Origin of the sequence: Mesorhizobium sp. M0227 (assembly GCF_040321855.1) — a bacterium.
In the GTDB taxonomy this organism is placed as follows: Bacteria; Pseudomonadota; Alphaproteobacteria; order Rhizobiales; family Rhizobiaceae; genus Mesorhizobium.
Window position 1 is genome coordinate 110,150 of record NZ_JAMYSJ010000005.1, and the last position, 25,946, is coordinate 136,095.

22 protein-coding genes are annotated in these 25,946 nt (G+C 64.5%); 10 read left to right on the forward strand and 12 right to left on the reverse strand.

The features are described 5' to 3' along the window. Both NKJ00_RS09415 and deoA read left to right on the forward strand, forming a co-directional pair. The gene (locus NKJ00_RS09415; protein WP_352610232.1) at nt 1-810 is read left to right on the forward strand and encodes a purine-nucleoside phosphorylase; all 810 of its coding nucleotides are present in this window, start codon (nt 1-3) and stop codon (nt 808-810) included. Beyond that, a complete protein-coding gene (deoA, locus tag NKJ00_RS09420; RefSeq protein ID WP_352610230.1) occupies nt 810-2,129 on the forward strand; it encodes a thymidine phosphorylase in 1,320 nt (439 codons plus the stop codon). The genes NKJ00_RS09415 and deoA overlap by 1 nt, the downstream gene beginning before the upstream one ends. 82 nt (nt 2,130-2,211) lie before the next feature. Here deoA and NKJ00_RS09425 read toward each other — a convergent pair whose 3' ends face one another. The 3 genes from NKJ00_RS09425 to NKJ00_RS09435 form a co-directional block, all read right to left on the reverse strand. Next, on the reverse strand, nt 2,212-2,775 hold the full coding sequence (locus tag NKJ00_RS09425) for a TIGR02281 family clan AA aspartic protease (RefSeq protein WP_352610227.1): 564 nt from the start codon (nt 2,773-2,775) through the stop codon (nt 2,212-2,214). Nucleotides 2,776-2,999: 224 nt separating this feature from the next. Then, nucleotides 3,000-3,629: a uracil phosphoribosyltransferase gene (gene upp, locus NKJ00_RS09430; protein ID WP_023812571.1), complete on the reverse strand. Its 630-nt coding sequence runs from the start codon at nt 3,627-3,629 to the stop codon at nt 3,000-3,002. A 146-nt stretch (nt 3,630-3,775) separates the two neighbouring features. Next, the gene (locus NKJ00_RS09435) at nt 3,776-4,750 is read right to left on the reverse strand and encodes an adenosine deaminase (RefSeq protein WP_128303193.1); all 975 of its coding nucleotides are present in this window, start codon (nt 4,748-4,750) and stop codon (nt 3,776-3,778) included. 134 nt (nt 4,751-4,884) lie between these two features. Here NKJ00_RS09435 and ubiE point away from each other — a divergent pair, with 134 nt between their 5' ends. From ubiE to coaBC, 5 genes are all read left to right on the forward strand, one after another. Next, a complete protein-coding gene (gene ubiE, locus NKJ00_RS09440; protein WP_127328341.1) occupies nt 4,885-5,661 on the forward strand; it encodes a bifunctional demethylmenaquinone methyltransferase/2-methoxy-6-polyprenyl-1,4-benzoquinol methylase UbiE in 777 nt (258 codons plus the stop codon). Nucleotides 5,662-5,731: 70 nt separating this feature from the next. Further along, nucleotides 5,732-7,306, forward strand: coding sequence for a 2-polyprenylphenol 6-hydroxylase (gene ubiB, locus NKJ00_RS09445; protein ID WP_128303194.1), 1,575 nt, complete (start codon nt 5,732-5,734; stop codon nt 7,304-7,306). A 76-nt stretch (nt 7,307-7,382) separates the two neighbouring features. Continuing rightward, a complete protein-coding gene (locus NKJ00_RS09450; RefSeq protein ID WP_023812567.1) occupies nt 7,383-7,643 on the forward strand; it encodes a FitA-like ribbon-helix-helix domain-containing protein in 261 nt (86 codons plus the stop codon). After that, the gene (locus NKJ00_RS09455) at nt 7,640-8,047 is read left to right on the forward strand and encodes a type II toxin-antitoxin system VapC family toxin (protein ID WP_127290735.1); all 408 of its coding nucleotides are present in this window, start codon (nt 7,640-7,642) and stop codon (nt 8,045-8,047) included. Before NKJ00_RS09450 ends, NKJ00_RS09455 begins: the two co-directional genes overlap by 4 nt. Nucleotides 8,048-8,072: 25 nt before the next feature. Continuing rightward, entirely contained in the window at nt 8,073-9,305 is a 1,233-nt protein-coding gene (coaBC, locus tag NKJ00_RS09460) for a bifunctional phosphopantothenoylcysteine decarboxylase/phosphopantothenate--cysteine ligase CoaBC (protein WP_352610225.1), read from the forward strand. Between the two features lie 84 nt (nt 9,306-9,389). On the opposite strand, the gene NKJ00_RS09465 is transcribed toward coaBC, so the two are convergent. The 4 genes from NKJ00_RS09465 to NKJ00_RS09480 form a co-directional block, all read right to left on the reverse strand. Beyond that, a complete protein-coding gene (locus tag NKJ00_RS09465) occupies nt 9,390-9,968 on the reverse strand; it encodes an invasion associated locus B family protein (protein ID WP_352610222.1) in 579 nt (192 codons plus the stop codon). 141 nt (nt 9,969-10,109) lie between these two features. Beyond that, the gene (locus tag NKJ00_RS09470; RefSeq protein WP_352629544.1) at nt 10,110-12,311 is read right to left on the reverse strand and encodes an autotransporter outer membrane beta-barrel domain-containing protein; all 2,202 of its coding nucleotides are present in this window, start codon (nt 12,309-12,311) and stop codon (nt 10,110-10,112) included. A gap of 167 nt (nt 12,312-12,478) precedes the next feature. Then, a complete protein-coding gene (locus tag NKJ00_RS09475) occupies nt 12,479-14,773 on the reverse strand; it encodes a hypothetical protein (protein WP_352629546.1) in 2,295 nt (764 codons plus the stop codon). Then, the gene (locus NKJ00_RS09480) at nt 14,677-18,084 is read right to left on the reverse strand and encodes a hypothetical protein (RefSeq protein WP_352629548.1); all 3,408 of its coding nucleotides are present in this window, start codon (nt 18,082-18,084) and stop codon (nt 14,677-14,679) included. Before NKJ00_RS09480 ends, NKJ00_RS09475 begins: the two co-directional genes overlap by 97 nt. Nucleotides 18,085-18,740: 656 nt before the next feature. On the opposite strand from NKJ00_RS09480, the gene NKJ00_RS09485 reads away from it, so the two are divergent. Both NKJ00_RS09485 and NKJ00_RS09490 read left to right on the forward strand, forming a co-directional pair. Next, nucleotides 18,741-19,049, forward strand: coding sequence for a hypothetical protein (locus tag NKJ00_RS09485; protein WP_352629550.1), 309 nt, complete (start codon nt 18,741-18,743; stop codon nt 19,047-19,049). 127 nt (nt 19,050-19,176) lie between these two features. Next, nucleotides 19,177-19,653, forward strand: a complete 477-nt coding sequence (locus tag NKJ00_RS09490; RefSeq protein ID WP_352629552.1) for an NUDIX hydrolase — start codon at nt 19,177-19,179, stop codon at nt 19,651-19,653. 4 nt (nt 19,654-19,657) lie between these two features. Here NKJ00_RS09490 and NKJ00_RS09495 read toward each other — a convergent pair whose 3' ends face one another. The 5 genes from NKJ00_RS09495 to NKJ00_RS09515 form a co-directional block, all read right to left on the reverse strand. After that, complete coding sequence (locus tag NKJ00_RS09495; RefSeq protein ID WP_127270868.1) at nt 19,658-20,506, reverse strand: citryl-CoA lyase; 849 nt, start codon at nt 20,504-20,506, stop codon at nt 19,658-19,660. Continuing rightward, the gene (locus NKJ00_RS09500; protein ID WP_352629554.1) at nt 20,503-21,687 is read right to left on the reverse strand and encodes a CaiB/BaiF CoA transferase family protein; all 1,185 of its coding nucleotides are present in this window, start codon (nt 21,685-21,687) and stop codon (nt 20,503-20,505) included. The genes NKJ00_RS09495 and NKJ00_RS09500 overlap by 4 nt, the downstream gene beginning before the upstream one ends. 15 nt (nt 21,688-21,702) lie before the next feature. Continuing rightward, nucleotides 21,703-23,226, reverse strand: a complete 1,524-nt coding sequence (locus NKJ00_RS09505; RefSeq protein WP_023812558.1) for a tripartite tricarboxylate transporter permease — start codon at nt 23,224-23,226, stop codon at nt 21,703-21,705. 4 nt (nt 23,227-23,230) lie between these two features. Further along, the gene (locus NKJ00_RS09510; RefSeq protein ID WP_027037688.1) at nt 23,231-23,767 is read right to left on the reverse strand and encodes a tripartite tricarboxylate transporter TctB family protein; all 537 of its coding nucleotides are present in this window, start codon (nt 23,765-23,767) and stop codon (nt 23,231-23,233) included. A 122-nt stretch (nt 23,768-23,889) separates the two neighbouring features. Next, nucleotides 23,890-24,864 carry a Bug family tripartite tricarboxylate transporter substrate binding protein gene (locus NKJ00_RS09515; protein ID WP_127269608.1) on the reverse strand — a complete coding sequence of 325 codons (975 nt, stop codon included), beginning with the start codon at nt 24,862-24,864 and terminating at the stop codon, nt 23,890-23,892. A gap of 184 nt (nt 24,865-25,048) precedes the next feature. Between NKJ00_RS09515 and NKJ00_RS09520 the strand changes: the two genes are divergently transcribed. After that, a complete protein-coding gene (locus NKJ00_RS09520) occupies nt 25,049-25,819 on the forward strand; it encodes an IclR family transcriptional regulator (RefSeq protein WP_352629558.1) in 771 nt (256 codons plus the stop codon). Nucleotides 25,820-25,946 lie beyond the last annotated feature (127 nt).

Below are 25,946 nucleotides of genomic sequence, written 5' to 3' on the forward strand. Positions count from 1 at the left end.
ATGACGGAAAAAGCCCTGGATCATCTCGTCGAAAGGCTGGACGGCCTGGCGCCGGCCACGGCACTGGTGCTCGGTTCGGGCCTCGGCAGTCTGGTCGACCAGATCGAGGACCCGATCCGGGTCTCCTATGCCGACCTTCCGGGTTTTCCCAGAAGCGGTGTCACCGGGCACGCCGGCGAAGTGGTGGCAGGGCTGTTTGCCGGCGTGCCGGTGCTGATGCTGTCGGGCCGCGCACATTACTACGAGCACGGCGTTGCCGCGGCGATGCGGCCGGTGCTGGAAGTGCTTGCCGGCATCGGCATCACGAAGCTGATCCTCACCAATGCCGCCGGCTCGGTCGATCCGGACATGCCGCCGGGCTCGGTGATGCTGATATCGGACCATATCAATTTCTCGGGCACCAACCCGCTGATCGGCGAACCAAGCGACCGGCGTTTCGTCGGCCTGACTGAAGCCTATGATGCCGGCATCCGCCAGGCCATCGAACGGGCGGCAAATGCGACCGGCACCACCCTGCACAAGGGCGTCTATATGTGGTTCTCCGGCCCATGCTTCGAAACGCCGGCCGAGATCCGCATGGCGCGCATCATGGGCGCCAATGCGGTCGGCATGTCGACCGTACCGGAGGTCATTCTCGCCCGCTTCCTCGGACTGCGCGTCGCCGCCTGTTCGGTCATCACCAATTTGGCGGCCGGCATGACCGGGGCCGAGCTATCGCACCAGGAGACCAAGGACATGGCGCCGGTAGGCGGCGCGCGGCTGGCGACGATCCTGCAGCGCGTGTTCCACGACGGACTGCTGGAGACCTGATGCTTCCCCAGGAAATCATCCGCCGCAAGCGCGATGGCCTCAGGCTGTCGGAAGAGGAGATCGCCGGCTTCGTCGAGGGCGTGACGTCAGGCGCCGTTACCGATGGCCAGGCTGGCGCCTTCGCCATGGCGGTGTTCTTCAACGGCATGAGCCGCGACGAGGCCGTGGCGCTCACGCTGGCGATGCGCGATTCCGGCGATGTGCTCGACTGGTCGGACCTGCCCGGCCCGGTCACGGACAAGCATTCGACCGGCGGCGTCGGCGACAATGTCTCGCTGATGCTGGCGCCGATCGTCGCCGCCTGCGGCGCCTATGTACCGATGATCTCGGGGCGCGGCCTTGGCCACACCGGCGGCACGCTGGACAAGATGGATGCCATCCCCGGCTACATCAGCCAGCCCGATGTCGCGCTGTTTCGCAAGGCGGTGCTCGAAACAGGCTGTGCCATCATCGGCCAGACCGCCGACCTCGCGCCCGCCGATCGACGGCTCTATGCGATCCGCGACGTCTCCGGCACGGTCGAATCAGTGCCGCTGATCACCGCTTCGATCCTGTCGAAGAAGCTGGCGGCCGGGCTGCAATCGCTGGTGCTCGACGTCAAGGTCGGCAACGGCGCCTTCATGGAAAAATCGCGCGACGCCACTGCACTCGCCAACAGCCTGGTTGAGATCGCCAACGGCGCCGGACTGAAGGCTTCGGCGTTGATCACCGGCATGAACGAGCCGCTGGCGTCGGCCGCCGGCAACGCCGTCGAGGTGCGCAACGCCGTTGATTTCCTCACCGGCCGGTATCGTGACCGTCGGCTCGAGGATGTGACGCTGGCGCTGGCCGCCGAAATGCTGCAGTCGGCGGGACTGGTGTCGTCCAACCAGGATGGCATGCGGCGCGCCACCGAAACGCTCGCCGGCGGCCGCGCCGCCGCCACTTTCGCACGCATGGTGGCCGCGCTTGGCGGCCCCGCCGATTTCATCGAGAAGCCGGAAAAATATCTGCCTGCGGCGGCGATCGAATTTGCCGTCAAGGCAACCGCAAACGGCTTCGTCACCGGCATCGCCACCCGCGATATCGGGCTCGCCGTGGTCGGCCTGGGAGGGGGGCGCACGCGGCCGGACGACCAGATCGACCCCGCGGTCGGCATCACCAGGCTGTTGCCGGTCGGTGCGGAGGTTGGGATCGGCGAGCCGCTGGCGCTGGTCCATGCCCGCTCATCGGCCGATGCCGAGAGCGCTGCCGCAACCGTGCTTTCGGCCTATACGGTCGGCGCCTCGAAGCCGCCCGCCGACAAGTCGGTCATCCGGCGGATTCTGCCGCGCGGCTAAAGCAATTTCAGGAAAAGTGTGAAACGGCTTCCCGGGAAAAGCGCATAGCGCTTTCCCTTGGGAATTGCGGAAACGAACAGCCTTACTGGACGAGCAGCAGCGTGCCGTTCTCGACCTGGTATTTGTCGAGCCGGTTGAGAAAGCTCATGCCGATCAGATTGGTGCGCAGCGCCCTGTCGTCGAGCACAATGGTCTGGACGTCATTGACCGTGATGTTGCCGATCTGCAGGCGGTCGATCATGGCCACGGCCGCCTTGATGGTGCCGTTGGCCGTGTTGACCTCGTGGCTGAAGTCCGAAGCATTCAGCGACAAGCCGATCCTGCGTGCCGTCGAAATGTTGATGGCGACCAATGTCGCACCGGTGTCGATCATGCCGTCGACCTGGCGTCCGTTGAACTTGAAAGCCGATGAGAAATGTCCGCGCTCGTCAGCCGCGACGACCACCTTGCGGCCCATCGGCAGCGGTACCGCGGGCTTGTTGGGCACCGATGCCAGATTGACGTCTGGTTGGGCTTCGACCGCTTGTTTGCCCGGCACCGCCGACCTCAGCAGGTTTTCGACGAGTTGCGGATTGGACTGATACACAATCGGTATCGATGCCGATGAACCGGCGAAAACGGCAAGGATGAGAAGCTTGCGCAGCATGGATCGGCCTCGCCGCATGACCCCGAAAATCGGGATCGATTTTCGGAAAGGCTCATGCGCAAAATCAAAGTGCTACAGCGTCCTTTGCGCGTCCGAAATGGACGCGCGGCGCCGTAGTGACAGCCGATCGTTAGACCCGGATGGTGTTTGACGCTTTAACGCGCGCCAAAACCGCGCCTTTGCGTAAATATTTGGTAAATCGGACCAGGCGACTTCGCCTGATATTACTTGGTCCCGTACATGCGGTCGCCGGCGTCGCCAAGGCCGGGCATGATGTAGCCCTTCTCGTTGAGCTGGCGGTCGATCGAAGCAGTGAAGACGGGAACGTCCGGATGCGCCTTGATGAAGCGCTCGATGCCTTCGGGCGCCGCCAGCAGGCAAAGGAAACGGATGTTGGTGGCACCACGCTCTTTCAGCTTGTCGATCGCCGCGATCGCCGAATTGGCGGTCGCCAGCATCGGATCGACGACGATCACCAGCCGGTCGGCGAGGTCGCTCGGCGCCTTGAAGAAATATTCGACCGCTTCCAGCGTTTCGTGATCGCGGTAGAGACCGACATGGGCGACGCGGGCCGCCGGAACCAGGTCGAGCAGGCCTTCCAGCAAGCCGTTGCCGGCGCGCAGCACCGAGGCGAAGACCAGTTTCTTGCCCTCAAGCGTCGGCGCTTCCATGGTTTCCATCGGCGTCTCGATGGTCGTCGTCGTCAGTTCGAGGTTGCGGGTGACCTCGTAGCCGAGCAGCAGCGAGATTTCGCGCAGCAGCCGGCGAAAGCCGGCCGTCGAGGTTTCCTTCTTGCGCATGATGGTCAGCTTGTGCTGGACAAGCGGGTGGTCGACGACGGTGACGCCCTTCATGGTGTTCTCCTGATGCCTGCGCCCGAAAATGCGCGCATGGCCCTTTCGGACGCGCCGCGCTTCAAGCTGCCTGGGCGAACCCTAGCGGCAATGCGCCGGCCAAGGAACCGCTTGGCCCGCACCGACCACAGCTTTGTCGGCGGAAATCAGCGTGCCGCGCTGCTCAACCGGGCAAGAAGTGCCGTCTTTGTCTTTCTGTCGACGAAAGCGGCTTCGATGGCTGTACGGGTAACGGCGGCCAGCGCCTTTTCGTTCATCGAGAAATGCTCGGCGGCAATGTCGTATTCGCGCTTCAGCGAGGTCCAGAAATAGGGCGGATCATCGGAATTGAGCGTCACCTTGCAGCCTGCCGCCTGCAGGGACGGAAACGGATGGTCGGCAAAACTGTCGAACACCTTGAGCGCGATGTTGGAACCGGGGCAGCATTCCAGCACGACGCCCTCGTCGGCGATGCGCCTGACGAGGTCCAGGTTCTCGATGGCGCGCACGCCATGGCCGATGCGGGACGGACGGATATGATCGAGCGCCGCCTGGACGGTCTCCCAGCCCGTCAGTTCGCCGGCATGGATGGTGATGCCGAGCCCGGCTTCGCGGGCGATCTCGAAAGCCCTGACATAGTCCTCCATATCGCCGATGCGCTCATCGCCGGCAACGCCGAAACCGGTGACCAGCGGATGCCCGCAGCGCGCCGCGAAGCGCGCCGCCTGCTCGATCGACTCGACGCCGACATGGCGCACGCCGGTAACGATCATGCGGCCCTCGATGCCGGTCTTGGCCTTGGCGCGGGCCATGCCTTCGCCGAGCGCATCGGTATAGGCTTTCGGCGACAGCCCGGCCTTTTTCGCGTGGTCCGGCGAGGTGAACACTTCGGAATAGATGGCGCCATCGCGAGCGAGACTGGTCAGATAATGGTCGGCCAGCCGCGCATAGTCCTCCTCGGTCCGGAACAGATCGGCGGAAAAATCATAAGCCGCCAGGAAGGAGGTGAAATCGTGCCAGACGAAGGAACCGTTCTGGATATAGGGCGAGGTGTCCTTGCCGTATTTCTGCGCCTGGCGGACGACGAGTTCGGGCGCCGCTGCCCCTTCGATGTGGCAGTGCAGTTCCGCTTTCAAAGGCATTCAATCATCCCGTCGGTCCGTCCAGGTCTCGAAAACCCGCCACCTGGAAGCGCGGCTGAACACCGCGCCTTAAACAATAGCGCCCGCACCATCGATCGGCTATGGTCCCGCCGGTTTTATGACGGATCAAAAAAATGTCAGTTGAGAGAACCACGGCCGCGGGCGGCATGGAAACCTCCTATGGTTTCAAGCGTGTAGGGGCTGGCGACAAGCAGTCCCTGGTCAACGATGTTTTCCACAAGGTCGCCAACCGCTACGACCTGATGAACGATCTGATGTCGGCCGGCCTGCACCGGCTGTGGAAGGACGCCATGGTCACCTGGCTCAATCCTCCCAAAAGGATCGGCTGGCGCGTGCTGGACGTTGCCGGCGGCACCGGCGACATCGCCTTCCGCATCGTCGATGCCAGCCACGGCAATGCTCATGCCACCGTGCTCGACATCAATGGCTCGATGCTGGCTGTCGGCCGCGACCGGGCCGAAAAGAAGGGCCTGTCCGGCAACACCGATTTCGTCGAGGCCAATGCCGAGGAACTGCCCTTCCCTGATGCCACATTCGATGCCTACACCATCGCTTTCGGCATCCGCAACGTACCGCGCATCGAGGTGGCCTTGGGCGAAGCGTTTCGCGTGCTGAAGCCCGGTGGGCGCTTCCTGTGCCTGGAATTTTCCGAGGTCGAGATGCCGCTGCTCGACAAGGCCTATGAAGCCTGGTCGTTCAACGCCATTCCCAAGATCGGCAAGATGGTCACTGGCGACGGCGAACCCTATTCCTATCTGGTCGAATCGATCGCCAGGTTTCCCAATCAGCAGAATTTCGCGACGATGATTTCCCGCGCCGGCTTCGACCGCGTTTCCTTCCGCAACTATTCCGGCGGTATTGCAGCACTTCATTCGGGCTGGAAGCTTTGAGGCCGGACCGCATTTCTCATAATCGACGCGTGCTATGCCGGTTCAAAGAGCCGGCAGGATTGGCGCTGCCATGAGCAATGTCAGTGCAGGATTCCGGCTCGTAAGGGCCGGCTGGGTGCTGGTCCGCGAGGGTGTCGTCGCCGCCTTGCCGGGTGAGGAGCTGTCCGGCCTGCCGAAGTTCGGCTGGCGGATGGCGCGGCTGTTCACCCGCCGCCGCGCGCTGGCCTATGAGCGCAGCGACCGGCTGGCCAAGGCGGTCGTCCGACTCGGTCCATCTTATGTAAAGCTCGGCCAGTTCCTGGCGACACGGCCCGACGTCGTCGGCAACGACATGGCGCTCGATCTCGCCACGTTGCAGGACAAGATGCACACCTTCCCCAGGGCCGAGGCCATCGCGGCGGTCGAGGCTTCGCTCGGGCGCAAGGTCGGCGATCTCTATACGCAATTCGGCGACCCGGTCGCCGCCGCCTCCATCGCCCAGGTCCATGCCGCCGACGCTCTCCATGACGGCATTGCCACCAAGGTGGCGGTCAAGGTGATCCGGCCCGGCGTGCGCCGCCGTTTCTTCCAGGATCTCGAAAGCTATTTCCTCGCCGCTCGCCTGCAAGAGAAATACATCCCCTCGTCACGCCGGCTGCGGCCGGTCGAGGTCACCCAGACGCTGGCACAGACCACCAAGATCGAGATGGATCTTCGCCTCGAGGCGGCGGCTCTCTCGGAGCTCGGCGAAAGCACCAGGGATGACTCCGGCTTTCGCGTGCCGTCCGTCGACTGGGAGCGCACCGGCCGCGACGTCTTGACCATGGAATGGGTCGACGGTGTCAAGATGAACGACATTGCCGGCCTGGAGGCCGCCGGCCATGAACTGAAGGCGATCGCAGCAAACCTCATCCAGTCGTTCCTGCGCCACACGCTGCGCGACGGGTTCTTCCATGCCGACATGCATCCGGGCAATTTGTTCGTCGAGGCAAACGGCACCATCGTTGCCGTCGATCTCGGCATTGCCGGCAGGCTCGGCAAGAAGGAGCGCCGCTTCCTCGCCGAAATTCTCTATGGCTTCATCACGCGCGACTATCTGCGTGTCGCCGAGGTCCATTTCGAGGCCGGCTATGTGCCGCGCCAGCACAATGTTGCAGCCTTCGCGCAGGCGATCCGGGCCATCGGCGAGCCGATCCATGGCCAGCCGGCCGAGACCATCTCGATGGCCAAGCTTCTGACGCTGCTGTTCGAGGTCACCGAACTCTTCGACATGGCGACGCGGCCCGAATTGATCCTGTTGCAGAAGACCATGGTGGTGGTCGAGGGCGTGGCGCGCACGCTCGACCCGGCCTTCAACATGTGGAAGACGGCCGAGCCGGTGGTCGGCGACTGGATATCAGGCAATCTTGGGCCGCGTGGCATGATGATCGATGCGCGTGACGGCGCCAGGGCGCTGCTCACGCTGGCCCGCCAGATTCCCGAGCTTGCGGCGCGCACCGACCGGCTGTCGCGCGAGATCGACCTGATGGCGGAGCACGGCCTGCGCTTCGACGAAACCACCGCCCACGCCATTGGCAAGGCCGAGGCGCGCTACAGCCGCTCCGGCCGCTGGGCACTGTGGGTCATCGCGCTGACGCTCGTCTATATCGCCTGGAAGATCATCTGAGTGCATGCAATGACAGCAATGCTGTCATTGCATGCACGCTGCTTGTTGCCTATATTAAGCGGCATGGAGCAAGACCATGAGCACGATAACAGTCCGCAACCTTGACGACAACGTGAAGCAGGTGCTCCGCGAGCGCGCCGCCGCGCGCGGCGTTTCGATGGAGCAGGAAGTGCGGGATGCCTTGCGTGAGGCGGCAATCCCAAAAACCAGGCTTGAGAATGGGGCGTGGCGACTGAAGGCTTCCCGTGACGAAATCTTGGCGCTCGGGCGGAAGCTGGAACGCCCTTTTGATCTCAAAGCGATTACTGACCATATGTGGGACGAGGGACTTCTGTGACAGTCGCGGTCGATACCTCGGCGTTGATCGCAATCCTTGGCGCGGAGCCGGATGCCGCTGCATTCGTCGACGTTTTCGGTACCTCATCTGTTGCACTGGTAAGCGCAGCGACGCTGCTGGAGGCGCATTGTGTCGCGAGCCGGTCGAGTGATGGCGTTAACGTCAACGAACTCAAACTGCTAATCGATCTTCTCGAGTTGACGGTAGTTCCTTTTGATTTAGCGCAGCTTGAAGTCGCACGGCTTGCCTACTCTCTCTATGGCCGTGGATCTCATCATCGTGCTGATCTCAACATGGGCGACTGTTTCGCTTACGCCTTGGCCAAGACGCGAAACCTGCCGCTGCTTTTCAAGGGTAATGATTTCATCCATACCGATATCGAACCGGCGCTGAAGCCGGCATGACACTGGACAGGAACTGGTCTCAGGCATGAGCCTCTCCGGCAAGCGCATCCTGCTCATCATTGGCGGCGGCATCGCCGCCTACAAGGCGCTCGATCTGATCCGCCGGCTGCGCGAGCGTGGTGCGGCGGTGCGGGTGATCATGACATCGGCGGCACAGGAATTCATCACCACGCTGTCGGCCGGCGCGCTCTCCGCCGACCATGTCTTTACCGAACTGTTCGACCGCCAGGACGAGCACGATGTCGGCCACATCAGGCTGTCGCGCGAGGCCGATCTGCTGGTGGTGGCGCCCGCCACCGCCGACCTGATGGCCAAGCTCGCAAACGGCCACGCCAACGATCTGGCCTCCACGGTGCTCATCGCCACGGACAAGCCGGTGTTGATGGCGCCGGCCATGAACACCAGAATGTGGGCGCATCCGGCCACCCGCCGCAATCGCGCGACGCTGCAGAAGGACCGCGTCACCTTCGTCGGTCCGGCCAGGGGTGAGATGGCCGAAAGCAATGAAGCCGGCGAAGGCCGCATGGCCGAGCCGCTGGAGATCGTCGCCGCCATCGAGGCACTGCTCGACGTCGGCCCGAAGTCGCTGTCGGGGCGCAAGATCATCGTCACCTCCGGCCCGACGCATGAGCCGATCGACCCGGTGCGCTACATCGCCAACCGTTCGTCCGGCAAGCAGGGCCATGCCATCGCGGCAGCACTGGCCAGGCTCGGCGCCGATGTGCACCTCGTCTCCGGCCCTGTCGGCATCGTCGATCCGGCTGGCGTGAAGACCATCCATGTCGAACGTGCGCAAGAGATGCGCGACGCGGTGGAACAGCTCCTGCCCGCAGACGCGGCGGTGTTCGTCGCCGCCGTGGCCGACTGGCGAACCGAGAATTCAGCCGGTGAGAAGATCAAGAAGGTCGCCGGCGAAGGGCCGCCGGTGCTGCGCATGGTCGAGAATCCCGACATTCTCGCCAGCGTCGGCCATCACAGCCAGCGACCCGGCCTGGTTATCGGCTTCGCCGCCGAGACGCAGGATCTCCTGCGCAACGCCGAGGCCAAACTCAAGAAAAAAGGCGCCGATCTCATCGTCGCCAACGACGTGTCGCAGGGAAGCGGCGTCGGTTCTTCGGGCGTGATGGGCGGCGATCGCAACCGGGTGCGGATCGTGTCAAAGGCTGGCGTCGAGGAATGGCCGGAGATGAGCAAGGATGATGTGGCGGCGCGGCTCGCCGCCCTGATCGCCGAAAGGCTTAAAACGATCGTCGTTTGAGCTGAAAGACGTTCTGCTGCAGTGACGCACCGCCCTGCCGCGAGATGGCATTCAGGCGGCGCGCTTTAAGTCCTGCGGCCTACATCAATTGGTCAAAAGCTCGGCGGTCCGGGCAAGCGCGCCGGCGAAGCCGTTGAGCGGAATGGAGAAGCTCACCGCTTGTCCGGTGTCTGCCGCGAAAGCGTCGATCTTCAGTGTGGTGCCTGATTTCAGCAGTGGCGTGACAGTCGCATCGAACACCACCGGCACCAGACAGCCGACGACCTGGCAGGTGTTGAACGCCAGGCTGCCGTCCAGCTTCTGATCGTCGATGGTCAGGCTGACCCCCTTGGCCAGCGCCAGGCCGAACGGCAACGCAAGCGTGCCCGTGGCATCCTCGCCGGTCTTGCTCACCAGCTCGATCGCCAGCAGCCGCTGATTGCTTTGCTTGTTGAATTGCTGATGCGACAGGCTGCAGGTCTTGGCCGTGCCCGATATCTGGCAATTGACCGTCCAGTCGCCGTGGGTTTCAGACAGTGCCGACGCGCCGCCGGGCAACTGCGGCGCATCCGCGGCAGCGGGTGCCGCGACCGCCTTGTCGCTCTTGGTTTGCGCCGCCACGGCGGCCACGCCCACGGTGCAGGCAACACCCAGCATCGCCACGAAATACGCGTACTTCCTCATCAAGATCCCTCCCGCCCGGCTCCGCCTCGGGCCAGCTAGAAACTGACCTTGAGAGACGCGCTGATCGCGTTCTGTTTAACCGTTTCGCCGAAGGCGCCATTATATCTGACGGACATGCCGACGCCATTGACGCCATTCAGCTCAAGGCCGGCGCCGACCCGATAGAGCGGCGAATCGACGGTCTCCGTCAAGTGCAATGCGGGGTTGCCAGGCAGATTCTCCGCCGCCGCGAAGCGACCTTCGATTTCCCACTCCTTGTCGGAAAACTCCACGCCAGCCTTGCCATAGACGCGAAGGCTGGCAATGTCGCTGAGTGCAAGGTCGGTACCGATCTCGAAAGCCGGCGTCGCCGAATAATACATGTTGGCGCTGCCGTCGAAGTTGAAGGCGGCAACCGAGCCCGCTTCCTTGCCGGAAACACGCAGCCAGCGCGCGTCGAACTGCAGGGTCGGCTGCAGGTAGAAAGCACCCATCTCCTGCGTTATGCCGAGCCGCGCCGAACCGCCGAACTGGGCGGTTTTCTGTGTGTAGGTGACACTGTTGCCGATGCCAGGCAGCAATGCCTCCGGCAGATAATCGCCGATCAGCGTTTCGCCCGGAATGAAGGCCACCTGATCGAGATGCGTATCGCGCTCGCCCTTGAAGGAGCCGGTGCCGCCGCCGAGTGCAAAGTCGATGAAATAGTTCTTGTCGGCATATTTCGCCAGCGCGTACGCCTGCCAGGATTCGCCTGTCGTCGCCGACAGAAGCTCGCCGTTGAAATCGATCTTCGAATCGAATTCGGTCCGGCCTATGGTTGCGCCAAGCGACCAGTGCTGACTGACCTCGCCAAGACCGCCAAGCGACATCGTCTTCAACACGTCGTCGCGGCTGGTGGTTCCGCCCCCCCGCGTCGCGGCTGTACTCGGCTTGCGGACTGATCGACGCCCAGACACAGCGTCCGTCGGGATCCTTGTAGGCGGGAACGCCGGTGCATTCGCGCGCCGCCTCCAGCATGATGTCCGTGGAGCGGTTGATCATCTCGAATGTGTGCACGGCATAGTGCGGCGTCAGCCGCGTCAGGGCCGCGCCGAGCTCCATTTCATCGGGCAGGAAGCGCAGCATGTTGATCAACAGCGCCATCGGATTGTCTGGGCTCGATGAAGCCTCGACATCGTCGAGATACTGCGCCATCTGGAAGACGCCGGGATCGGTCGTGCCGGAGTTAGGATCCTGTGCCAACTCCAGGAAAGTCGGATTGTCGGCATAGAGAACCAGATCCGTTCCGCCGACCACCTTGGTCAGGAAATTGAAGCCGACCGCCGGATGCAGCGTCGTCGGCGTGATGCCGGAATCGGTCATCGCCGATCCGGTGGCCAGCACATATTCGGCGAACAATTTGTCGATCGACAGGAAGTTCAACGGCGCCTCGCCATCGAAGTCGCCAGCCACCGTTAGTGCAAGGGCATCCGTGATCTGGTTGTTGAGATCGACGTCGGTGACGAAGTCGCCGGAGAATATCTGGGTGAAGCCGCCGGTGACATCCACTTTGGCCACGACGCCGATGCCCTGGTTGGTAAACAGCCCGTCATTGGTGAACTTGCCGCCGCCGAGATCGATGGTCTTGAGGCCGACCATCGAGGCGTCGGCGATATTGTGGAAGCTGTTCGTGCCGCCGCCGAGATCCATGTTGCCGATCACCCGTCCGAGCGTGTCGGCAATCTTCGAATTCTCCACATGGTCATCGCCCGATGTGCCGGTGATAGCCAGTGGGCTGAAATCGTCCAGAAGCGATTCCAGGATCGCATTCGTCGGCACGACGGGACCGGGCGCCATCAGGAAGGCTTGGAATGCCTGAAATTGCGACGCCTGGATGGTGAAACTCGGCGTTGCCCCCATCGCATAGAGCAGGCTGTGGTTGTTCAGCGTGTTGTCTGCACCGCCGACAAGCATCGCCGCCACGCCGGTTCCGGCACCGCCAATCGTGTACTGGCCATTCAGGTTGATGGTGATGTTGCCCTTGGCGCCCTTGGCCGTGCTCTCGCCATAGACAGCCACAGAATCGGCACCTTGCGCGAAGAGGCTGTCGCCTGCCGTCAAATCGACCGCATGGGCATTGCCGGCGCCAGTGGCGCTCTGGCCGAACATCGCATACGAACTTGCGCCCTTGACCCAGACTTGGCTGTCCGTGCTTGCGGCCGACGCCGCGGCGTCGCCGATACCGCCTTGCGAGCCGGCCGCCGACTGGCCCATGGCCAGCGAATCCATGCCGCCGGCGCCTCCGCCACCGCCCACCGCTTGGGCAACGATGCCGTGGCCACGGTCGCCATCGGTCTCAATGGCGCCGGACTGGATGATGGTCACCTTGCCGCCGGTGCCCTTAGTGCCGCCAGGCGTGTTGAAGCCGATGGCGTTTGGCCCGCCGCCGTCGTCGTCAGCGCCAAAGCGGCCGAAACCGGCACCACCGATGCCGCCGCCGCCACCGACCGACTGCGCGATGATAGCGATGGAATCCTTGCCCGTCGTCGTGATCATGCCGGTGCGGATGACGGTAACATCCCCGCCATCGCCGCCATTGCCGCCGAGACCGCCAATGGCCAACGCATTCGAGCTCTTGCCCTTGGCGTCGCCGCCATAGCGCCACCGCCGCCGACCGATTGCGCGACCACGCCGTGCGCGCGCTCGCCATGGGTGATGATGGTGCCGGAAACCGTGACATCGACCTTGCCACCATTGCCGCCATTGCCGCCAAAGCCGCCAAGCTGCAGCGCGACCGAATCATCTCCCGCCGTGTCGGCCGATACCACGCCGCCATAACCGCCGCCGCCGCCGACGGACTGGGCGAAGATGCCGAGCGCCCCATCCTTCCAGGTTTCGATGATGCCGTCATTGTTGACCGTGACATGGCCGCCATTGGAGCCGTCGCCGCTCGGCAGAGAAATCGCGCCGCCGATCGTCATGTCGGCCTCCGAAGCGTTGGCCGCGGCACCCGAAGCACCGCCGCCACCGCCTACCGATTGCGCGAAAATGCCGTGCGAAAGATAGCCGAGCGTGGTGATCTTGCCATGATTGTCGACGATTACGTCGCCACCGCTGCTGCCCCCACCGCCCAGCCCGCCAATCGCCAGCGTCACCGACGTTTCCGCGCTGCCTGTCTCGGTCGAGCCGGCGCCGGCCGCGCCACCGCCACCGCCCACCGATTGCGCGAAGATGCCGTGCGAATTGTCGCCCTTGGTCAGGATCTCGCCCGACCCGAAATTGGTTACATGAACGGTTTCGCCGCTCTTGCCGCCGGTGCCGCCGGCGCCGCCGAGGCTCAAGGTTATGGCCACATTGGAGTCCTTGGCCGAGGTGCCCGAAGCGCCGCCGACGCCGCCGCTGCCGCCGATCGACTGCGCCAGTATGCCGTGCGAATAGGCCTTCTCGGTCTGGATCCAGCCGCTGTTTTCGACATTGACCTTGCCGCCATTACCGCCAACGTTGCCGGACCCGCCCAGTGACAGGTTGACACTGACTTCTGATTCATCGGTGTGACCGGTGCTTTCACCGGCGCCACCGGCGCCACCGCCGCCACCCACCGACTGTGCGAAGATGCCGATGGAACGCTCCTGCTGGGTCCAGATGCCGGCCGTGGCGAGATTGAAGACGTCGACCTGGAAAGCGCTGCCACCGCCGCCGCCTGCCCCACCAAGCGCCCCACCGATCGCATATTTACCCAATACGCCCGATGTCGCCGAGCCGCCGACACCACCACCGCCGCCGATCGAGTTGGCGCTGATACCATACGAATCGGCGCCGTCGGTCACGATCAGGCTCCGGTTGGTAACAGAGACCGTGCCGCCATTGCCGGCGCCGCCCGCGGCGAGGCCGATCGCCGCGCCGATGCCGACGGACGTCTCGCCTTCGCTGCCTCCGCCAACGATCTCCTCGTCGGTCGAAGCCGCGCCGCCGCCGCCGCCGCCGCCGCCGACCGACATCGCCAGGATACCGATGGAGTTGAAGCCCTGGGTCCGGATTACCCCGGAATTGTCGACATGCACGCCGGCGCCGATGACGTTGTTGCCGTCATCCAGGCGGAACAACGCCGCATCGTTGCCGGAGCCGCCCGAACCGCCAATGCCGACATTGACGGTGACACTCGTCTCGCTGGTGCCACCAAGGTGGAACGCCTTGGCGTTGCTCGATCCGCCCATGCCGCCGCCGCCGCCCAGCGATTGCGCGACGATGCCTGAGGAGAAATCGCCCTTGGTCGTCAAATTGCCGGTGTTGATCACGTCGACCGCGCCGGAGATATTGCCGGTGCCGCCCCCGCCTCCGACGGTCACGTTGGCCGCAACGTTGACGCCTTGGCCGCCGCCCAGATCGGCGGTCGCACCGTTGGTCGAGCCGCCATTGCCGCCGCCGCCGCCGATCGACTGCGCAAGGACCGCCGCGCTCATGTCGCCATCCGTCTGCACCGTCATGGCATTGTGGACGAGCACATCGTCGCTGACATTGCCGTCGCCGCCGCCGCCGCCGATGCTGACGGTCGCGTTGACGCTGACATTGACGCCGTAACCGCCAGCCGCCGCCCAGGAATCGCCGCCATTGCCGCCGCTGCCGGCAACCGACTGGGCAAGAATGCCGCCAGCCTGGTAACCCTTGGTGACGATGCTGCCGCCGCCGCTGAGGCCAGTATCGACGATCACCAGGTCACTGCGGCCACCGTCGCCGCCCCAGCCGCCGACCGTCACGCCGAGGCTGACATTGACGCCGTTGCTGACCGAGCCGGCCATCGTGGCCGCACGGCCGCCATTGCCGCCGCCGCCGCCAATCGACTGTGCCACGATGCCGCCCGAGCCGACCGCGTCGGTGTCGGCGATGATGTTGCCGTCCGCCCTGACCGTAACCTTGCCGCCAGGGCCGCCATCGCCGCCCTCGCCGCCACCGAAACGCCGACCGCTGCCGATGCGTAGAAACCGGCGCTGAAGGCTCCGGAATAGGCATTGCCGCCATTGCCGCCGCTACCGCCGACCGATTGCGCCAGGATGGCCTTCGCGCCCGCGCCGCCGACGTGGATGTCGCCCTTGTGGGTGACGGTAACCTGATCGCTCAGGTTCGCATCGCCGCCGCCGCCGCCGATCGCGACGCCAGCCGCACCGAATATACCGACCGCGACCGCACCGGCGCTGCCGCCATTGCCGCCGCCGCCGCCGACCGATTGCGCCAGGATGCCGTGCGCGAGCGCGCCTTTGGTGGTTATGTTTGCGGTGTTTTTGACCTCGACCTGGCCACCTGCCCCGCCAGCGCCGCCCTGGCCACCGACAGCGACGGCCGCAAAGGCACCACCGGCGCCCGCCAAGCCTCCATCACCACCTGAACCACCGACCGACTGCGCGAAGATGCCGATCGAGAGGTCCCTGTCAGTGGTGATCCGAGCCGTATTTTCGACATAGACTTTCTGGCTGCCACCACCGGAACTGCCATTGCCGCCCAGCGAGAAGGAAGGTCCGCCAACCGTCACCGCAAAGCCGCCGGAGCCGCCGCCGCCGCCGACCGACTGCGCCATGATGCCGTGCGACTGAATACCTTCGGTCTGCACGACGGCGCCGTTGATGACATCAACGGTCTTGCCGCCGCCACCGCCGGCGCCCTTACCACCGATCCCGATGCCGAGGCCCAGGTTCAGTCCTGCAGAACCGCCGCCCGTGCCGCCGCCACCGCCGATGGATTGCGCGACAATGCCCGTCGAGCGATCGCCGATCGTATGGATCAAGCCGCCGCCAATTGTGGCCCTGACCGTCTCGGCCTCGCCGGCCGCTCCGCCTTTGCCGCCGATGCCGATGGTCGCAGCGATAGCGCCATTGAACGAAAAGCCGCCATTGCCGCCGCCGCCGCCGATCGATTGAATGATCAGGCCAGCGGAGTCGGCGCCGTGGGTTGTGATATTCGTGGTGGTGGAGTTGTAGACGACCTTGCCCGCGGCGCCGCCGCCCGCGCCACTGCCGCCGATGCCGACGGTCAGGCCAAGGCCGACACCGATGACGCCGCCGCCATTGCCCCCGCCGCCACCGATCGATTGCACGATGATACCGGCCGACCTTTCCTTGAAGGTTTCGACCGAACCATTATAGGTCGCATCGACTGCCTTGCCCGCGCCTGCCGCGCCGCCGCCACCACCGATGCCCAGATTGGCGATCGCGCCAAACGTGCCGACGAAGCCGCCATTGCCGCCACCGCCGCCGACCGACTGTACGACGAGGCCGATCGAGTCGGTGCCGCGCGTGATGATAGATTGCTGGCCGCCATTGGCGGTGCGGAAGAACACGTCGCCGCCATCGCCGCCGCCGCTGCCCTTGCCGCCGATTCCAACGCTCGCTCCGAAGAGGGCGCCTTCCACGACAAAGCCGCCATTGCCGCCGCCGCCGCCAAGCGATTGGACGACGATGCCTGCCGACCGGTCCTGCAGGGTTTCGACCGAGCCGCCGGTGGTGACGTCGACTTTCCTGGCGAAGCCGCCTGAACCAGCCGAGCCGCCGACGCCGACAGCCACGAGACCCGCGCCACCGAGAGCGAAGCCGCCATTGCCGCCGCCGCCGCCCACCGACTGGGCGAGGATGCCGATGGAATCGGTGCCGCGCGTCGTGACCTTGGCGTTTGCGATGTTGTAGGTGACCTCGTCTCCGTTGCCGGCCGCGCTGCCGCTGCCGCCCACCGAAACAGACACGATGCCGCCAAGCGCAAAGGCGCCACCGCCATTGCCGCCGCCGCCACCCACCGACTGTGCGAGGATGCCAATGGCCGAACGACCGTTGGTGTCGACCGTCGGACCGGTCGCGGCCTGGTTGACGTTGACGGCTCCGGCATTGCCGCCGGTTCCGCCGCCGCCGCCGATCGCGACAGCGACTGCCGGGGCGACCGACAGGGCAAAGCCGCCATTGCCGCCACCACCACCGACCGACTGAGCCAGCACGCCATGCGCGCCATCGCCGCTGCCGTCAGCGCCAGTTGTTATCGTGCCGCCGACATTGGCGATGACAGTTCCGCCTTTGCCGCCGCCGCCGGCTGTGCCGCCGATCGATACGATGCCGGCTGCCCCGCCGCCATCACCGCCGCCGCCGCCGACCGATTCGACCAGCATGCCAATAGCACCCCGACCATCGGTGGTGATGTTGCCAGTGTTGGTACCGGTTGCATTGGCGCCATCATTGCCCGCGCCTCCGGTGCCACCGCCACCGAACAGGCCGAAGGCGTCGCCTCCGCCACCACCGCCGCCGCCGACCGACTGCACGGCCATGCCGCTGGCGAAATCACCATGCGTTATGATGCCGCCCGAATTGCTGCCCGTGGCATTTCCGCCCAAAGTGGCGCCGCCGCCGTTGCCGCCGCCGCTGACGACCCCGACGCCATCGGCGCCATTGCCACCCACACCACCTGCCGACCGCACCAGCATGCCATAAGAGGCCAATCCCGATGTTTCCACCTTGCCGGCGTTGCTTGCCGATGCGGTGCCGCCGGAAGCGCCATCACCGCCGTCACCAGCATCGACGCCGAGACTGACGATGTTGTCACCGCCCTGGCCGCCATTGCCGCCGCTGGCGTTGGAAAAGATGCCGTAGGAGAAGTCGCCCGTCGTCGTGATATCGCTGGTGCCAGACGCAACGGCGTTGGCGCTGCCGCCGGTGTTGCCGCTTCCGGCGTCGCCGCCGAGGTTCGCGATCGCCGGAAGGGCGCCACCGCCACTGCCGCCATCGCCGCCGATCGCGGAAGCTATGAGTCCATGATGGCCCGAGCCGATGGTCGAAATCGTGGCGTTGTTGAGAACATCGACGGATCCGCCAACACCGCCATTGCCGCCCTCACCACCATTGGTTTCAATGGGCGTTCCAGCCAGGCCTTCGCCGCCGTCGCCGCCGTCGCCGCCATTGGCAGTGCCGCCAAATCCAGATGCGTTGACGTTTATCTGCGGGGTGTTGTTTACGGCTCCAGGGGTGGCATTTGTAATCGATCCGCCGGGATCGCCATTATCACCATCTGCGTCAAAACCACCAGGTCCCCTGTCCGGAGCATCCGGGCCGTTCTCGTCTATGACGAACTGAGCATGCGCCGCCGGTACCGGCGGAAAACCCACCAGCGCGGTGGCGCCGAGGAGGACCATGAACCGTCCGGCAATCACACCTGGCCGGCGACGGCGACCCGAGCCAGCTTCTTGCGCACGTGCCACCGGTCCAAGTTTAAACAAAGTCCACGCTTGCGCCGCACGAAGCGAACAAGGCGAACTGCCGGGCAGCGCTTGGCGGGCAAGCCCTGCTTGCTGGGATACCTCTGCCACATGAGCATTGGCAGCGTCGATACCGGAACCCGGAACCGCGAATGCGCGTTTGATGGCAAAGCCACCACGCTTTGAAAACAAAGCCATGCACTTACCCCCCGTTTTACGGGGCGCCCTCAATGCCTGCTTGAGTCCGACGCCACCGCTATGCTCTGCTCATGCAATTGCAATAAGGATGCCGGCACTGCGCAATAAGGTTCAATGCATTAAAACAGAGCATCCGCATTCCCACTTGCGGAGCTCTGGCTCAATTAGAATACATTAACTTATGCCGGATGAAACCGAAAATTTACGTGGGGAACACTGACCAAAGCCACTGACGTTTCATAGTCGTCATATGACGACTATCTGCCGTTTCGCGGCCGGAATCGCAGAACAAAGCGATTGAACTGCCCGATTTCGCGATCCTCGACCCGCTGGCCATGGCATCGCCGCGCAAACGTCCTATATCAGTGGACAGAGTCTTTGCGCGGAATGAGCGGATGTCGGCACTTCGGCCATCAACGATCTTCACAGTGGCAATGCTGGCCACGGCAGTGCTGGCGGGCGCTTGCCTGCCGGCTTCCGCGCAAGCGCTCAATTCCGCTACCGGCAACAATGCGCTGATCCGGCAGAACGACCTGCAAATCCTGCAAAACAGGATACAACGGCAGCAATATCAGCAGCAACAACAGCAGAATCGCGCCCAGGACCGCCAGATCGTTCAGCAACCGCCACCGGTCGTGCAGCAGCTCAAGCCAAGCTGCCAAACCCAGATAATCGGCACCACCGTCGTGAGCAATTGTCGCTGACATCAAGGCCTTTTTCGTTTATTTAGCCGACTTAGGTATTTCGGGTGTCTTTCGGCACATGCGAAAGTTTTGGTTTTGCAACGACGCCTTGTCGCGCTATGCGGCATTGCATCGACTGGATTGACGAATGGCAGCCACCAAGAAGAAGGCCGTACGCAAGGCAAAGAAGGGCGAGAGGATCCGCCAGGTGGCGGCTATTCCCTTTCGGCTGACCCCGCACGGGGACATCGAAGTTATGCTGGTCACGTCTCGAACCACCAGACGTTTCATCGTCCCCAAGGGCTGGCCGATGAAGGGCAAGAGCGGGCGCAAGGCGGCCACCATCGAGGCACAGGAGGAAGCCGGCGTGCTCGGCAAGACGCTGAAGCAGCCGGCGGGCACCTATTCCTACTGGAAGCGGCTGGCCAATCGCTTTGTCCGCGTCGACGTCATCGTCTATCTGCTCGAGGTAAGCGAGGAACTGGCCGACTGGCAGGAAGCCAAACGACGCCAGCGGGCCTGGCTGGCGCCAGCCGATGCGGCCATGCTCATCGACGAGCCGGATCTTTCAACGTTGGTGAAGACGCTGAAGATCCCCCAGCCTGTGCAGGTGGACCAGGCGTAAAGCCTCACTCGCCGGGCTCATCGCTTTCGGGAAACGGCCGCACCGGCGTGCCGGTATAGGTCCACAGCCATTCGCGCGGCAGCGGCCCTTTGTTTCGCTCGGCCTGCTGCGACTGCTCCCAGGCATGCGCAAGGATGCCGACCGAGCGCGACAGCACGAAAAGCCCTCGCGTCAGCGCTGGCGGAAAACCGAGTTCGCCATAGATGACGGCGGTAGCGCCATCGATGTTGAGCGGTATTTTTTTCCTCTTGCGTCGCGCGACGTCCGCCTCGATCGCTTCTGCAATATCGACGAAACGTCCGTTGACGGCACCGCGTGCGGCAAATTCGCGGGTCAGTTCCAGCAAGCGCGGCGCGCGCGGGTCGACGGGATGGAAGCGATGTCCGAGCCCCGGCACATAGCCCTTCTCCTCGGCGAAGAACCGGTCGAGCCGTGTCGAGACCGCTTCATTCAGCGTCATCCCGGCATCGATTGCCACGGCAATGTCACCATAGAAGGAAAGCGCCTGCTCGCCGGCGCCACCGTGCACGTCGCCGAGAACGTTGATGGCCGAGGCCATGGCGCTGTTGATACCGACGCCGCAGGTTGCGGCCATGCGCGCGATGGCGATCGATGGCGCCTGCGGTCCGTGGTCGACGGCGGCTCCCAAGGCAATGCCGAGCAACTCTGCCTGGTCCTCGCCGGGCAGTTCGCCGCGCAGCATCAGCCAGATGACAGCCGGGAAGCTGACGCGGCCGATCAGATCCTGGATCTCGTAGCCGCGCAGCCGGATGACACCAGGCCGCATCTCGATGATGTCGGTCTGCCACCATTCCTCGCCGCGCTCACGGCCCGTCTTCTCCGTGTCGCTCATGCGCCTGCCTTTGTCTTGGCGCGGGGTGGCAGGTCGGCGAACACCTCGCCCATATGTTCGCCGAGCGCCGGCGGCGGCTTTGTCGGCAACGGCGCCTCGCCATCGACCATGAAGCCGCCGCGCAGAACGGTCAGCGGCTTGTCCATGCCGGCCACATCATCAAAATTCGCGGTCACCCGGCGTTCGAGCACTTGCGGCTCGGCCAGCACTTGCGGGATCGTCAGCACCCTGCCGGCAGGCACGCCGGCGCGATTGAGCATCTCTTCCCAGGCCGCGGCCGGCGCGCCCGCCAGGGCGTCCTCGATTTCGACTTTAAGCGCCGCACGGTTGCGCTTGCGCGTCTCGCGCTCGGCAAAGCGGACATCGGAGGCCAGTTCCGGCCGGCCGATCAGCCGGCACAGCGCCACGAACTGCTCCTGCTTGTTGGCGGCGATGTTGACGAGCCCGTCGCCGGTGCGAAACGTACCGGAGGGTGCCGCCGTCATGTTCTCATTGCCCATCGGCTTGGGGTCGATGCCTGCGGTCAGATAGTTGGAAACCGGCCAGCCAAGCGCGGAAAGTGTGCATTCGAGCATCGAGACGTCGAGAAAGGCACCCTCGCCGCTCGTCTTCTGCCGCACCAGCGCCGAGGTAATGGCGAACGCGCCGACCAGTCCGCCAAGCGTGTCGGCCACGGGATAACCGACCCGCAGCGGCGCCGTTTCCGGTGTGCCGGTGATGCTCATGATCCCCGACAGGCCCTGGATGATCTGGTCATAGGCGGGATTGTCGCGCATCGGCCCGGTCTGGCCGAAACCCGATATCGCGCAATAGACGAGGCCGGGACGGACCGCCTTCAGCGCCTCGTAGCCAAGGCCGAGCCGATCCATCACGCCGGGGCGGAAATTCTCCACCAGTGCGTCTGCGCTGGCGACCAGATCGAGGAAACGCTCGCGATCGGCTTGCCTCTTGAGGTCGAGCACCACCGATCGTTTGCCGGCGTTCTGCGCCAGGAACGAGGCGCCCATGCCGGCGCTGTTGAGCTCTGGCGAACCGCCGAGCTGGCGCGCCAGGTCGCCGCCTTGCGGCACTTCGACCTTGATCACGTCGGCCCCGAGCAGCGCCAGCTGATAGGCGCAATAGGGGCCGGCCAGGACGTTGGTCAGGTCGAGGACGCGGATACCGGCAAGCAACTCGCTCATGACAGCTCAAATCGATCAGGCATCGCCGGGCACATGCTCCGGTCCGCGCCGCCGGCGGTGCTCGATGAAGGCCCAGATATGCGGGCCGGCGAGGCCGATGAAGGCGAGCGTCAGCAGCGTCAGCGACAGCTTGTGGGTGTAAAACACCGACCAGTCGCCATTCGAGATGGTCATCGCCCGGCGAAACTGGGTTTCGGCGAGCGGCCCCAGGATCATGCCGATGATGACGGGCGCGGTCGGGAAATCGAAACGCCGCATCAGGAAGCCGGCCGCCCCCAGCAGATAGAGGATGACGAGGTCGATGGGCGATTGCGAAATGCCGTAGGTGCCGACCGTGGCGAACACCAGGATGCCGGCATAGAGTTGCGGTGCCGGGATTTTCAGCAGCCGCACCCACAGGCCGATCAGCGGCAGGTTGAGGATGACCAGGATGACGTTGGCGATGAACAGGCTGGCGATCAACCCCCAGACGAGGTCGCCCTGGGTCGTCAAAAGCAGCGGTCCGGGGTTTATGCCGTAGCTCTGGAACGCCGACAGCATGATCGCCGCCGTCGCCGAGGTCGGCAGGCCAAGCGTCAGCATCGGCACCAGCACGCCGGCTGCGGAGGCATTGTTGGCGGCCTCGGGGCCGGCGACGCCCTCGATGGCGCCGACGGTGCCGAACTCCTCCTTGTGCTTCGACAGCTTCTTTTCGATGGCATAGGACAGGAAGGTCGGGATTTCGGCGCCGCCGGCCGGCATGGCGCCGATCGGGAAGCCGATCGCAGCGCCGCGCAGCCAGGGTTTCCACGAACGCCCCCACTCGGCCGCCGTCATGTAGAGCGAGCCCTTCAGCGGCACGATCTCGTCCTTGCCGGCATAGCGGCGCGAGGCCATGTAGAGCGTCTCGCCGACGGCAAACAGGCCGACCGCGGCAATGATGACATCGACGCCATCAAGCAGTTCGTTCGTGCCGAAGGTGAAGCGCGGCTGGCCGGTCTGCAGGTCGACGCCGATCATGCCGATGACGAAGCCGGCGAACAGGCTGGTGAGCCCGCGCACCGAGGACGAGCCAAGCACGGCCGAAACGGTGATGAAGGCCAGCACCATCAAAGAGAAATATTCGGCCGGGCCGAAGGCCAGCGCGAACTTGACCACCACCGGCGCCAGGAAAGCGACGCCCATCGTGCCGATCGTGCCGGCGACGAACGAGCCTATCGCGGAGGTGGCGAGTGCCGCGCCGCCGCGCCCGGAGCGCGCCATCCTGTTGCCTTCCAAGGCAGTGACGATGGTGGCGCTTTCGCCGGGCGTGTTGAGCAGGATCGACGTCGTCGAACCACCATACATGGCGCCGTAGTAGATGCCGGCGAACAGGATGAAGGATGCTTCCGGCGCCACCTGATAGGTGATCGGCAAAAGCAGCGCGATGGTCAGCGCCGGCCCAAGACCGGGCAGCACGCCGATGGCGGTACCGAGTGTGGTGCCAAGCAGGCACCACAGAAGGTTGACCGGGGTGAAGGCAACCGAGAAGCCATGTGCGAGATGTCCGAGCGTTTCCATGACGTCAGCCCCTCAACATGGTGATGAACGCATCGATGACCGTGTTCAGCTGGTTCTCGATGAAACCGGCACCGATGTTGACGCCAAGCGCCCTGGCGAAGCCGAAATAGGCGGCCAGCGCCAGGATCAGGCCGAGCACTGCGTCACGCAGCGTGCGTTTGCTGCCGAAGCCGTAGCAGACCAGAACGAACATGATGACGGATGCCGCCGTGAAGCCGAGCGGCCGGATGAGCAGCAGATTGGCGATCAGGCCGATGACGACGAAGCCCATCGCCTTCCAGTCGGTCGGCGTCTCCTTTTCCTCCTCCGGCTGCCAGCCGCCGCGAAGCGCGGCAAGGATGAGCAACAGCGAAAGAACCACCAGGCCGAACATGGTGAGGTAGGGAAAGACGGTCGGGCCGACCTTGGAGTAGAGCGGCGACACCGGGATTGCCAGCGTCTGCCAGGCGACGGCGCCGGCGCAGGCCAGGAGCCCGATGCCTATCAACAATTCCGGCACGGCAAGGCGCCACGGCGCCGCCTGCTGGTCGCTGGTGCTCATCGGGATCCTCCCAAGATGGCCGGCATCCTCCAGCCGGCCGCATCCGCAGTTTCGCCGCATCATATGTCCATGCGGCAGGCGAGATGGGAAGGGGGCGGCACTCTAACCGCCCCCTGAAGACATCAGGCGAGGCCGAGATCCTTGAGGATCGCGGTGATGCGGGCCGTGTCCTCGGTGAGGAATTTTGCGTAGTCGTCGCCAGTCAAAAGGATGGGCGTCCAGTTGCGGTTTTTGCATTCGGTTGCCCATGCATCGCTCTTGGCCATGGTCTCGATCATTGTGACCATCGCCGCCTTGTCGGCGTCGGAAACGCCGGGCGGTGCGAAGACGCCGCGCCAGTTGAACAGTTCGACATCGATGCCGGCTTCCTTCATCGTCGGTGCGTCGATGCCGTCCTGACGCTTGTCAGCCGAGATGGCGAGCAGCCGCAGCGCGCCCGCCTTGACCTGCTCGGAGAACTCGCCAAAGCCGGAGATGCCGGCCGCGACCTGGTTGCCGAGCAGCGCCGACAACGCCTCACCGCCGCCGGCGAACGGCACGTAGGACAGGTTTGTCGCCGGCACGCCGACCGTCTTGGCAATCAAGCCGAACAAGATGTGATCCGAGCCGCCGGCGGAGCCGCCGGCGACGGGAACCTTTGTCGGATCGGCCTTGAGCGCGGCGACGAAATCAGCGGCCGTCTTGAACGGTGACTCCGCCGGCACGACCAGGGCCTCGAACTCGCCGGTGAGGCGGGCGATCGGGGTGACTTGCGTCAGATTGTTCGCGGCCTTGTTGGCAATGATGGCGCCGACCATGACCATGCCGGCAACCATCAGGGAATTGCCTTTGCCGTTCCACTGGCTGATGAATTGCGGCAGCCCGACAGTGCCGCCGGCGCCGCCGACATTGGTGATCTGCGAACCCGAGATCAGCTTTTCACTGCGCAGCACCTGGTCGATCGTGCGCGCCGTCTGGTCCCAGCCGCCACCCGGTGCGGCAGGCACGAAGAGCTGTATCTGGGGCGCGCCTTCGGCGTAAGCGGGAGAAAGATGCGACGTCATCAGCCCGGCACCCACGGCTGCGGTGCTCATCAAAAATCTGCGTCTGTTCAGCATGGGGATTCCTCCAAATCACGACACCTCCTCCGGTGCCCGCCAAAACGCGCCTGCATCCAGACCCGTCATCGATTTCAAGCAGATGTTACGGAGTTCTGTCAACGGAAACGATATTCTACTGGACAGAACGATTTGGCGGCGCGACAGAGTCGCGTCGCTCGGCTTTCTTCAAACTGGAACCACCATGGACTCGCCAAGCAAATCGGCAGATGGGGAAATAGATCGCACCTCGGCGGACGGTGTTGCCGCGCTTGATCGGGCCATTGCCATCCTCGATGCCTTCACCACGGATGACCGGTCGCTCAGCCTGGCCGAAATCGCGGCGCGCACCGGCCTCTACAAGAGCACCATCCTGCGGCTTGCGAATTCCCTCATGCGCGGACGATTGCTCGAGCGCCTCGACAATGGACGCTACCGCGTCGGACCCGCGACCTTTCGGCTCGGTGCGCTCTACCAGCGTTCGGTCGTGGCGGTCGATATCCTGCTGCCGATCATGCGCGATCTTTCCGAGCGAAGCTGGGAGAGCGTTGCCTTCTATGTTCGCTCGGGCGACGTCCGCACCTGTCTCTACCGCGTCGAATCCAAGCACCCGATCCGCTACACGATACGCGAAGGCGACGTATTGCCTTTGCTGCTCGGCTCAGGCGGCCGCGTGCTCGCAGCGTTTTCGGGCCAGCAGGGCGAACCTTACGAGACCATCCGCAAGACCTGCAACTGCCTCGCCGTGGGCGACCGGGACCCCGAGACGGGGGGCGTGTCGGCGCCGGTGTTCGGCCCGGGAGGCCTCCTGCTCGGCGCCTTGACCCTGGCTGGACCCAGCACGCGCGTCGACGCGGCATTTCTGCAGCGCATGAAGCGTCCGCTGCTCGAGGCAGCGGCCCGCGCCACCCGCGCCTTCGGCGAAGACGCCTCCATGCTCGAGCGGGCAAGCCTGGCAGCGGACGCCATGCCGTAGAACACGTCCTCGTTGGAAGCCCCGCTCAGGTCAATTTGACCAGAACCACACGGCGGTTCTTGGCGCGGCCCGCCTCGTCATCATTGCTGGCGACAGGCGCCATCATGCCGGCGCCGGCAGCGGGCAG

Coding starts and splice junctions, on each gene's coding strand:
- NKJ00_RS09415 (WP_352610232.1), top strand. CDS start 1: ATGACGGAAAAAGCCCTGGATCATCTCGTCGAAAGGCTGGACGGCCTG.
- deoA (WP_352610230.1), top strand. CDS start 810: ATGCTTCCCCAGGAAATCATCCGCCGCAAGCGCGATGGCCTCAGGCTG.
- NKJ00_RS09425 (WP_352610227.1), bottom strand. CDS start 2,775: ATGCTGCGCAAGCTTCTCATCCTTGCCGTTTTCGCCGGTTCATCGGCA.
- upp (WP_023812571.1), bottom strand. CDS start 3,629: ATGAAGGGCGTCACCGTCGTCGACCACCCGCTTGTCCAGCACAAGCTG.
- NKJ00_RS09435 (WP_128303193.1), bottom strand. CDS start 4,750: ATGCCTTTGAAAGCGGAACTGCACTGCCACATCGAAGGGGCAGCGGCG.
- ubiE (WP_127328341.1), top strand. CDS start 4,885: ATGTCAGTTGAGAGAACCACGGCCGCGGGCGGCATGGAAACCTCCTAT.
- ubiB (WP_128303194.1), top strand. CDS start 5,732: ATGAGCAATGTCAGTGCAGGATTCCGGCTCGTAAGGGCCGGCTGGGTG.
- NKJ00_RS09450 (WP_023812567.1), top strand. CDS start 7,383: ATGAGCACGATAACAGTCCGCAACCTTGACGACAACGTGAAGCAGGTG.
- coaBC (WP_352610225.1), top strand. CDS start 8,073: ATGAGCCTCTCCGGCAAGCGCATCCTGCTCATCATTGGCGGCGGCATC.
- NKJ00_RS09465 (WP_352610222.1), bottom strand. CDS start 9,968: ATGAGGAAGTACGCGTATTTCGTGGCGATGCTGGGTGTTGCCTGCACC.
- NKJ00_RS09480 (WP_352629548.1), bottom strand. CDS start 18,084: ATGGTCCTCCTCGGCGCCACCGCGCTGGTGGGTTTTCCGCCGGTACCG.
- NKJ00_RS09485 (WP_352629550.1), top strand. CDS start 18,741: ATGTCGGCACTTCGGCCATCAACGATCTTCACAGTGGCAATGCTGGCC.
- NKJ00_RS09490 (WP_352629552.1), top strand. CDS start 19,177: ATGGCAGCCACCAAGAAGAAGGCCGTACGCAAGGCAAAGAAGGGCGAG.
- NKJ00_RS09495 (WP_127270868.1), bottom strand. CDS start 20,506: ATGAGCGACACGGAGAAGACGGGCCGTGAGCGCGGCGAGGAATGGTGG.
- NKJ00_RS09500 (WP_352629554.1), bottom strand. CDS start 21,687: ATGAGCGAGTTGCTTGCCGGTATCCGCGTCCTCGACCTGACCAACGTC.
- NKJ00_RS09505 (WP_023812558.1), bottom strand. CDS start 23,226: ATGGAAACGCTCGGACATCTCGCACATGGCTTCTCGGTTGCCTTCACC.
- NKJ00_RS09510 (WP_027037688.1), bottom strand. CDS start 23,767: ATGAGCACCAGCGACCAGCAGGCGGCGCCGTGGCGCCTTGCCGTGCCG.
- NKJ00_RS09515 (WP_127269608.1), bottom strand. CDS start 24,864: ATGCTGAACAGACGCAGATTTTTGATGAGCACCGCAGCCGTGGGTGCC.
- NKJ00_RS09520 (WP_352629558.1), top strand. CDS start 25,049: ATGGACTCGCCAAGCAAATCGGCAGATGGGGAAATAGATCGCACCTCG.